6 protein-coding genes are annotated in these 9,867 nt (G+C 38.3%); 3 read left to right on the plus strand and 3 right to left on the minus strand.

The genetic code is table 11. The features are described from left to right. Positions 1-155: 155 nt before the first annotated feature. From ABFC98_03725 to ABFC98_03735, 3 genes are all read right to left on the minus strand, one after another. Positions 156-707 (minus strand): epoxyqueuosine reductase QueH, encoded by a 552-nt coding sequence (locus ABFC98_03725; GenBank protein ID MEN6445137.1) that lies wholly within the window; start codon positions 705-707, stop codon positions 156-158. A 39-nt stretch (positions 708-746) separates the two neighbouring features. After that, the gene (locus tag ABFC98_03730) at positions 747-1,892 is read right to left on the minus strand and encodes an acyl-CoA dehydrogenase family protein (GenBank protein MEN6445138.1); all 1,146 of its coding nucleotides are present in this window, start codon (positions 1,890-1,892) and stop codon (positions 747-749) included. Positions 1,893-2,511: 619 nt separating this feature from the next. Continuing rightward, positions 2,512-3,738, minus strand: coding sequence for a T9SS type A sorting domain-containing protein (locus tag ABFC98_03735; GenBank protein ID MEN6445139.1), 1,227 nt, complete (start codon positions 3,736-3,738; stop codon positions 2,512-2,514). A 473-nt stretch (positions 3,739-4,211) separates the two neighbouring features. On the opposite strand from ABFC98_03735, the gene ABFC98_03740 reads away from it, so the two are divergent. The 3 genes from ABFC98_03740 to ABFC98_03750 all read left to right on the plus strand — a co-directional run. Next, a complete protein-coding gene (locus tag ABFC98_03740; GenBank protein MEN6445140.1) occupies positions 4,212-6,626 on the plus strand; it encodes an FN3 associated domain-containing protein in 2,415 nt (804 codons plus the stop codon). 670 nt (positions 6,627-7,296) lie between these two features. Then, positions 7,297-9,432: a ribonucleoside triphosphate reductase gene (locus tag ABFC98_03745; GenBank protein MEN6445141.1), complete on the plus strand. Its 2,136-nt coding sequence runs from the start codon at positions 7,297-7,299 to the stop codon at positions 9,430-9,432. After that, positions 9,432-9,867, plus strand: a 436-nt coding sequence (locus ABFC98_03750; protein MEN6445142.1) for an anaerobic ribonucleoside-triphosphate reductase activating protein, incomplete at its 3' end; no start/stop codon positions are given. The genes ABFC98_03745 and ABFC98_03750, both read left to right, overlap by 1 nt.

Consider the following 9,867-nt stretch of genomic DNA (forward strand, 5'->3'; position numbering starts at 1 on the left):
AAGCATCAATAAGCTCTCTCAGCTCTTTGGCGGCAAGGATATCAGGGAGACAATTCAAAAATTGGGAGACCGGTATTTTCCCTTTTTGGGCAAAAGCATTTTTATTTACTTTACTATAGCGTTGATCAATCGGATAAGTTCTTATTTTACTAAGGTCAATTTGTTTGTATTTGCTCACGAAAGCGTTCCTCTTCACTAAATATACAGCCGCAATATTGTTGACGATAAAGCCCTGCTTCTTTTGCCAATTTTCTACCTTCCCACCATAAAGGTCGCCAGTCCTCATAGAAAAATTCAACCCCATATTTGGCGCTCATTTTTAAAGCAACATCCACAATCAATTCGTGTTTTTGATATTTACTGTAAAGCAAAGTTGTCCCAAAAGCAGAATAGCCCAGTTCTTTCGCTTTTTGGGCAGTTACTTCCAAGCGAGATTCATAGCAATACAAACAGCGGTTTTCAATGTCTTTTAGAGTTGCCTGCAGAAAATTAACCAGACCGTATTCATCCTCTTCAATCAATTCAATATTTTCTTTTTGGGTAAAATACCGTAAAGTGTCGCGCCGTTTTTGATATTCCAAGAGTGGATGGATGTTAGGATTGAACCAAAATGCAGTTATTTCTCTTCCTTCCGCTCTCAATTTATAAAAAGGAGCTATCAAACAAGGTGCACAACAGCAGTGCAACAAAAGTTCTTTTCCTGCCATAATTTTATCGCTCAATCCAGCAGCTGTGGAATAATGGATTTAATATTCTTTCAACAAACTGGCGGCAACTATGTTTCTCTGAATTTGGTTTGTCCCTTCATATATCTGCAAGATTTTGGCATCCCGCATCATTTTTTCCACGGGGTATTCTTTCATATAACCATAGCCACCTAAAATTTGCACGGCATCGGTAGTGACCTTCATTGCCACATCGGAGGCAAAATATTTGCACATTGCGCTTTCTTTGGAATAATTTTTCGCTCCGCTATCGATCATTTTTGCGGTTTGCATTACTAAAGCGCGAGCAGCTTCAATTTGAGTTGCCATATCAGCCAGCATAAATTGAATTGCTTGAAAACTGGAAATCGGTTTTCCAAACTGCTGTCTTTCTTGGGAATATTTAATCGCTGCCTCAAAAGCACCGCGAGCCACTCCTACGGACTGAGCTCCAACCATCGGACGCGATTTGTCAAAAACCCGCATAGCAGTTATAAAACCTGTGCCTTCGTGTCCTAACAAATTTGCTGCTGGAATTTTACAGTCCTCAAAAATCAATTCTCGCGTGGCGGAAGCCCGAATGCCCATTTTATTCTCTTTTTTGCCAAAATTAAAACCGGGAGTTCCTTTTTCCACTACAAAACAAGAACATCCGCGTGCCCCTTTGTTTTTATCCGTCATTGCAAAAACACAATAAATACCAGCTTCTCCGCCATTGGTTATCCATTGTTTCGTGCCATTTAAAATATAATAATCGCCCTCTTTTCTGGCGGTTGTTTCAATTGCACCCGCATCGCTACCGGCATTTGCCTCCGTTAAAGCAAAAGAGGCAAGCACTTCTCCCGCAGCTATTTGTGACAAATATTTCTGCTTCTGCTCTTCACTGCCAGCAATTAAAATAGGATACATCCCTAAACCGGTTGCTCCAAAAGCTAAAGAAATTCCGGCATCCACCGCACATAGCTCTTCCGTAACTATTGCCAAATCACAAACTTTGCCGCTAATTCCGCCATATTCTTCCGGAATCAATATGGCAAAAAGATCGCTTTGTTCCATCACTTCTATGATATCCCAGGGAAAAATACCTTCTTCATCGTATTTTTCGGAAACGGGTTTGATTTTTTCCAAAGCAATTCTGCGAGCTATTTCTTGCATTTCCAATTGGTCTTCCGTTAAAAAGTAATTCATTATGTAACTCCTATATATTTCAGTTTGTTAGTTTGTTTTGCATTAGGCAGAAATCCGTCAAAACTGTCAATCTATTTTTTCTGCCCTCTCTCCTATCTCTTATACTTTCCAATATCATCTCGTATGCTTCCCGTATGCGATAAGAGATGGATACGGGATGGATACAAGTTGCATAGCGGAAGCAAGCAAGTTCAATGTGCGGGAGTGCAAAGTGCAGGTGTTCAAAGTTCAAAGTGCAGGGGTTCAATGTTCAAAGTGCGGGAGTTCAAAGTTCAAAGTGCAGGAGTGCAAAGTTCAAAGTGCAGAGGTTCAAAGTTCGAAGTCAAGGAAGAACGACATCCTGTCGTTCCCCTTACAACCGAGTTATCAAGTTTCTGCCTTATTTTATAACAGCTTGATAGTTTGTTTGTTGTGGTTGACGAGGACGTCAACCCTCCATTATTGCTACGCCGAGTTCAAGACCCGTCGTTCAAATCTGTCATTCTTAATGGAACTTTTTTTCCAAATCTCTTAAATCCCTAAAATCCTGTTCATCCCATACCTATTAAATCTGCGTAATCTGCGTAATCTGCGTGAAACAAAATCCGCGCAATCTGCGGGCAATATTTTTCTCCGCAGTTTATTTGATTATTATTTTCCCCTGTGCCTGTCCGCTTTTGTAAAAATAAATTCCGCTCTGCCAATCATTATCTTTCAGGTCTATGCTTATTTCCCCTTTGTTAACTTTGGTTTGTAAAACTTTCTGTCCACGCAGGTTATATATTTCCAGTTCTCCCCTATAGTTATTATCCATTTTAAAATTTAGGACACCCTCTTTTGGAACTGGGTTTGGGTATATTGTAATGTGTGGCTGAGGTAAATTATCATCCGCAACAGGCGAAGGGCTTTCAAAATAACAAATATCGGTGGGAGTTAAGGCAACTGTCCACTGATTAATAGGTTGCCAATTACTATTTCTTAGATACACGATTCCATTTTCACCCCAATTAGCTGAAAGGACTGCAATATGTTCATTTAAGCCACTAACTGCTATTCCACCCGGACTTAAAGGATTGCTGCTATTGTTTAAAACAGATAATGTATTGACATTATAAGAATATACTCCGCTATTATAACCCTCTCCCAAATAAGCAATTCCATCGGGACTAATCCATATTCCCCAAGGATTGCCTCCAATCATTATCCGGTCTATTTTTTCATCGGTTATGGAATCAATTACATCAACCGCTCCGGAAATAGAACTCCAATTGCCAGTGCAAACAATATGCAATTGGGAATCAAAAACGGCAATATCTTGAGGATTGGTCCAAACAGGAATGGTCTTTATAACGCTAAAATCAGCTAAATCAATAACAGAAACACTGCTATTGGCATAATTACTGGCATAACCTCCTGTATTGCAAACATATAGTTTTCCATTACAAACCGCTAAACCCTCCGGTGCTGTGCCAACCGTTATTTGATCTACAACGCTCCAACTTTCTTGACTGATTTTATAGACCTTGTTAGAAAACATTCCGCTCACATAAAGATAACCATCATATTCTACAACATCCCAAGGATTGGAACTGGAAGCAATAAAAATGTTGCGAAGAGTGGTTCCTGATTCTCTTTCAATCATCTGAACACTGTTCGCTCCCGATAAGACCACATAAATATAGTCCTCATTCACTTTCAGTAAATTGGGCGTTAAACCCAACTGCGTAAAAGTGTTGTTTACAGCTTGTGTTTCTGTGTCAATCCTGCTTAAAGTGCGGGATTCGGAATTTACTACATAGATATTATCTGCAAACAAAAAAGGCAGATAGATAAAAGCTATCAGTAACGGCAGAATGAACTTACGCATTGTAACCTCTATATAATTTTTTTATCGTAACATATTTTGTTATGCTTCAGACCTTCTAAATCCAAAATTCTTTTTGGGCTCTTTATGTCAAATCCCATTTCTATATATTAGGGGGTGACAAATCTCAATTTTGTCACCCGCTGAAAGAACTGACGGCAAAATAGTGAGATATAAATTCCGAGGAAAGCATAGTTATTGGATAGAACAAAAAAAAATAATTATGGTCTGATTACAAAATTAAAAATCTGTTCTTGTTCATCCCAGACCTATTTTTTTATCATTTTGCGGAGGAACGGCGTCCTCCGACTACACATTTGTCATCATTTGTGGATTCTCTTTTTATCTGTGTAATCCGTGAAATCTGTGAGAGATAAAAAAAATCCTTGCCAAAAAATTCATTCCATTTATCTTGTCTTTTGTATTCAGATTTCTATAATGATATAAAAGATAACTTAAATTCATTAGGAGGAAGAATGAAAAAGCTATTTTTCTTATTTACACTAACCATACTGGTTATGGGTATGGCTTGGGCACAAACTGCATTTACTGCTACTTATACTTTTACTGGTGCGGCTGGTAATGTACAAAGTTTTGAGTACAATGGAACTCCTTACGATGGGATTTCTATGGGAACTATTGATAAAGTAGGTGTTACGACTTCTTCAAGTAATGGAAACTTTAGAGCTACAGGTTGGCCAACTGGTGCTACAAATGGTAGTAACACTTTTACAGGTTCTGTTGATTCTGGCAAGTATATTGGTTTCACTATTTATGCAGCATCTGGTTATAAATTTACTGTTTCAACGATTACATTTGGAATTGGCAGAAGTGGAACAGGAACCAGACAATGCCAGTGGAGAGGTAGTTATGATAGTTATGGTACCCTATTGAGTAATTACACAACTTTGAATACAGGTTTAAGCAATTCTTCTGGTGTATTAACAAATCCTGACGATAATTTATCTTGGACAGGAAATATTTTAACACTTGGTTCTGATTATGCAAATATTACCACCAATTGTGGTTTTAGATTATATCTATATAATTCTGAAGCTACCGGTGGCACTGCTGGTTTACAAGGACCAATAACTATTACTGGAACTTTTGAATTATCAGGTGGAAACCCTACAGTTGCAACTCCTATAATTTCTCCTTCCACAAATACTTACTATTCTGCATTTGATGCTTCAATTTCTTGTGCAACAGAGGGAGCAACTATATATTATACTACCAATGGTTCTGATCCAGATAATACATCTACTTTATACACTGTCCCTATTAATATTACTGAAACCACAACCTTAAAAGCAATTGCCTATGCCGAAGGTTATGATCCCAGTTCTATTGCTTCTGCGGTTTATAAATTTCCTGAGATAGTTACTGATATTGCCACTTTGAGAAGTAAACCTGTTGGTTCTAATGTTTATCGTTTAACTGGCGAAGCGATTCTTACTTTTCAGCAGAGTATATCCTCTCATCCCAAATGGGTTCAAGATGCAACAGCCGCTATCTATATTTATGACACTGCTGGAAAAATAACGACTGCTTATAATATGGGAGATGGAATAACTGGTTTACTGGGAACTCTTTCTAATTACAACAGTTTACTGGAATTTGTTCCTGTGGCTGATCCCGGACCTGCGTCCTCAACCGGAAATATTATTGCTCCAGTAGAAAGAACACTTGCCAGTTTAACCAGTGCAGATCAATCTAAACTGATAAAAGTGTATAATGTTACTTTAGGAGCTACAGGTAATTTTACTACGGGTGCCCAAAATATTACTGTTACGCAAGGTGCAACATCTTTAACTTTAAGAACATTAACTTCTACTGACTATAACGGACAACCAATTCCTCAAACTCCTCAAAATATAACTTGTTTAGTAGGACAATTTAATGCCGATATTCAAATTTCACCCCGTTTTCTGGCTGATTTTGAAGATGCATACGATATCCCGGAAGGCAGCCCTGTAACCATCGGTTCAGATGTAGTAGAAATCACGGGTGGTGGTGCCAATATAGTTACGGGTGAAATTCCTCCAGTAAATAATGATGCTTTTGTTGCCTCAAGCAATTTTATTCTGGATCTTCTGGGTGCTGGACCTTGGCACATTGAAATTCAAACCACTGCCTTATGGGGAGCATATTATTTTGAAAGTGCATGGCATTCCGTTGCTGCTAATGGTGATGGAAAAATAATTTTTGATATCCCGAACGCAAAAGGGGTTCAAGTTCCGATTGTTTTAGGTGAGCAGGATCCCACTCTGCCTGTGGAATTGAGCAGTTTTACTGCAGTTTTAACTTCCGATATGTATGTTCGAATTAATTGGATTGCTGAATCCGAAACTAATCATTCTGGTTATAACATTTTGCGTGCCGCAACGAAAAACCTTGCTACCGCTCAAAAAATAAATGCCCAATTAATCGATGATGGTATTGAAACAGGAACCCAGATAAATTATACTTACACCGATTTTGAGACCTATTCCAATATGGTATATTATTATTGGCTGGAAAGCGTTTCTTTGGATGGAATCAGCAATTTTTACGGACCTTTGACCATTACCATTGGCGATCCAACTCAGGAACCCAATCCTCCAACCATACCAATGGTCACAAAATTGCTAAATGCCTATCCCAATCCTTTCAATCCCAATACAAATATCCGTTATTCATTAAAGGATGCAGGCAAGGTTAAAATCGATATCTACAATATGAAAGGCCAAGTGATAAATTCTTTAACTGCAGAACACGATTCTCCCGGCTTTTATCAAATTGCTTGGGATGGTTGTGATGCAAACGGAAAACCAGTTTCCAGCGGTATCTATATGTATAAAATGATAAGTGGAAACTATATTAGCGCCAAAAAGATGATTTTGGCAAAATAAGTTTAACTGGTTAATCAGTAAATTTGAAAGTCGGGGCAAAGCAATAAGCTCCGACTTTTTTTATTTTAGTGCAGGAGTTCAAAGTGCGGGAGTTCAGAGTTCAAAGTTCTTAGTTCAATGTGCAGGAGTTCAAAGTGCGGGAGTTCAAAGTTCTTAGTTCAAAGTTCTTAGTTCAAAGTTATTTTGTTAGTAGTCAATTAGTAAATCTGTGAAATACATTAAAGGAAGAACGACATCCTGTCGTTCCCCTTACAACCAAATTATACAGTTTCCGCCTTATTTTAAAATTGTCTGATAGTTTGTCTGTTGTGGTTGACGAGGACGTCAACCCTCCATTATTACTACGCCAAGCTAAAAAACCCGTCGTTCAAATCTTTCGTTCTTAATGGAACTTATTTTTGGTGTCTTCGGTGTTTTCGGTGACTAATTAAATAAAAATCCTCTTAATCCTAAAATCCTAAAATCCTCGTTTCTAAAAAAAATCTGCGTAATCTGCGTAATCTGCGTGAAACTAAATCTGCGGGAAAAATCACAATTCCGCTTGACAAATTGTATCTCATTATTTCCATAAACTTCGGTTGCTGAGACCCAATTTCCCAAAACAAGGTCTCAGCATTCTAACTTATTATATCTAAGTAAGATATTAAATTTATAAAATAGAGGTTTTGAGATGTTTTCATCTATACGCAAAAGAAACGGTTCCATCGTTGTTTTTAATCAGCAAAAAATAGCCAAAGCCATTGAAAGTGCAGGATTTGCCACAGGTGAATTTGGACAGGATATTGCCGCGGTTTTAACTTTACGGGTGATCAATTTAGCCCAGCAGGTAATTCAAGATGAAATTCCTGAAGTGGAAAAGATTCAAGATATCGTAGAGGAAGTTTTGCTTGCCTCTCCTTACAAAAAAACCGCCAAGGCATATATAATCTATCGGGATCAACATTCTCAGATTCGCAATTTGGTTTCCAAAGCGGGAGTGGATTTGATAGATCAATATCTGGAAAAATTGGATTGGCAGGTAAATGAAAATTCCAATATGGCATACTCGCTTCAGGGCTTGAATAATTATATTGCATCTGAAGTTAGTAAAACATACTGGTTGAATAAGATCTATCCTCCAGAAATTCGAGAAGCGCATTTAAGCGGCGATTTACATATTCACGATTTGGGTCAGCTTTCAGTTTATTGTGTGGGCTGGGATTTGATGGATTTACTTTTAACCGGTTTTTGCGGTGCGGAAGGCAAAGTGGAAAGTTCTCCCGCCAAACATTTTAGAAGCGCTTTAGGGCAGATTGTTAATTTCTTTTATACTTTGCAAGGTGAAGCTGCAGGGGCACAGGCATTTTCCAGTTTTGACACACTTTTGGCACCTTTTATTTTTTACGATGGGCTTAGTTATAAAGAAGTGAAACAAGCTTTGCAGGAATTCATTTTTAATATCAATGTGCCTACGCGAGTTGGTTTTCAAACCCCTTTTACCAATATAACTTTAGACCTCAATCCGCATCAACTCTATAAAGATCAGGCAGTTATCATAGGTGGCAAACCAATGGATAAGACCTATGGTGATTTTCAGGCAGAAATGGACATTTTGAACAAAGCATTTTTGGAAGTGATGATTGAAGGCGATGCCAAAGGACGCGTTTTCACTTTTCCCATTCCAACCTATAATATCACCAAGGATTTTAACTGGGATGATCCTAATCTAAATTACTTATGGGAAGCAACAGCCAAATATGGCATTCCCTATTTTTCCAATTTCGTAAATTCCGATATGGACCCAAAAGATGCACGCAGTATGTGTTGTCGTTTACGATTGGATACCCGTAAACTGGAAAATAGAGGAGGTGGACTTTTTGGTGCCAATCCTTTAACCGGTTCCATTGGAGTGGTAACCATAAATCTTCCCCGCATAGGTTATCTGGCAAAAACGGAAGAGGAATTTTTCGCTCTCTTGGAAGAGCGTTTACAGCTGGCAAAAAAATCGCTGGAAATTAAACGCAAGGTCTTAGAGAACTTTACCGAAGGCGGACTTTATCCCTATACAAAGTTCTATTTAAAAAGCATTTATGAACGCTTTAATCAATACTGGAAAAATCATTTTTCCACCATCGGCATAATCGGAATGAACGAAGCGATGTTAAACTTTCTGGGTGAAAATTTGGGGACTGCCCAAGCTCAGGCATTTGCCCTGAAAATTATGGATTATTTACGAGACCGTTTATTGCAAATTCAAGCGGAAACGGAAAATAATTATAACCTGGAAGCAACTCCAGCGGAAGGAACAAGTTACCGTTTAGCTCTTTTGGATAAAAAACATTTCCCAGAAATAATTTGTGCCAATTGTGACGACAAAGCGCCTTTTTATACAAATAGCAGCCAGCTGCCAGTTAACTTTTCGGATGATATTTTCGAGGTCTTGGATTTGCAAGATGAACTTCAAACCAAATATACAGGCGGAACGGTTTTACATATCTTTGGCGGAGAAAGAGTTGAATTTGGCAATAGCATCAAAGCACTGATAAAAACAGTGTGTGGAAGTTATCGTTTACCCTATTTCACTTTCTCGCCCACTTTCAGTATTTGTCCCATTCATGGCTATTTGGATGGTGAACAGCCAATTTGTCCTGTCTGCCAAAATAAAACAGAGGTTTTTTCCAGAATTGTAGGTTATTTGCGACCCGTTTCTCAATGGAACGATGGGAAAAAAGCGGAATTTAAAATGCGCACTACTTTTGACCTACACAAACAGCCGAAAAAAGAAAGTTCAATTCTACCAGAAGCCATTTCAGCAAAGAGTTTGTAATGAAAATTGGCGGTTTGCAAAAATTCTCGCTACTGGATTATCCAGGCGAGTTATCAGCAATAATTTTTACGCAGGGATGCAATTTTCGCTGTCCTTATTGTCACAATCCCGAATTGGTTGACCCCATTAGATATAGTCCATTACTAAATACTGAAAGAGTTTTACGCTTTCTGTATAAACGGCACAAAAAACTTTCCGCAGTAGTCATTACCGGAGGTGAACCAACTCTGCAAGAAGATCTTATTCCATTCTTAAAATTAATTAAGGCAATGCGTTATAAGATAAAATTGGATACCAATGGCTCTCGCCCGGAGGTCTTACAAGAAATTATTGAACAAAATTTGGTGGACTATTTTGCCATGGATATCAAAGCCCCGATAGAACTATATAAAATCATTACCAGAGCAGATTTGGAGCCAGGGACAATTGAAAAAA

It is taken from the genome of Candidatus Cloacimonas sp. (genome assembly GCA_039680785.1).
Classification (GTDB): domain Bacteria; phylum Cloacimonadota; class Cloacimonadia; order Cloacimonadales; family Cloacimonadaceae; genus Cloacimonas.

What these genes read in the sequence shown, in the direction of transcription:
- ABFC98_03745 (MEN6445141.1), top strand. Translation starts at nt 7,297, where the DNA reads ATGTTTTCATCTATACGCAAAAGAAACGGTTCCATCGTTGTTTTTAAT.
- ABFC98_03730 (MEN6445138.1), bottom strand. Translation starts at nt 1,892, where the DNA reads ATGAATTACTTTTTAACGGAAGACCAATTGGAAATGCAAGAAATAGCT.
- ABFC98_03740 (MEN6445140.1), top strand. Translation starts at nt 4,212, where the DNA reads ATGAAAAAGCTATTTTTCTTATTTACACTAACCATACTGGTTATGGGT.
- ABFC98_03725 (MEN6445137.1), bottom strand. Translation starts at nt 707, where the DNA reads ATGGCAGGAAAAGAACTTTTGTTGCACTGCTGTTGTGCACCTTGTTTG.
- ABFC98_03735 (MEN6445139.1), bottom strand. Translation starts at nt 3,738, where the DNA reads ATGCGTAAGTTCATTCTGCCGTTACTGATAGCTTTTATCTATCTGCCT.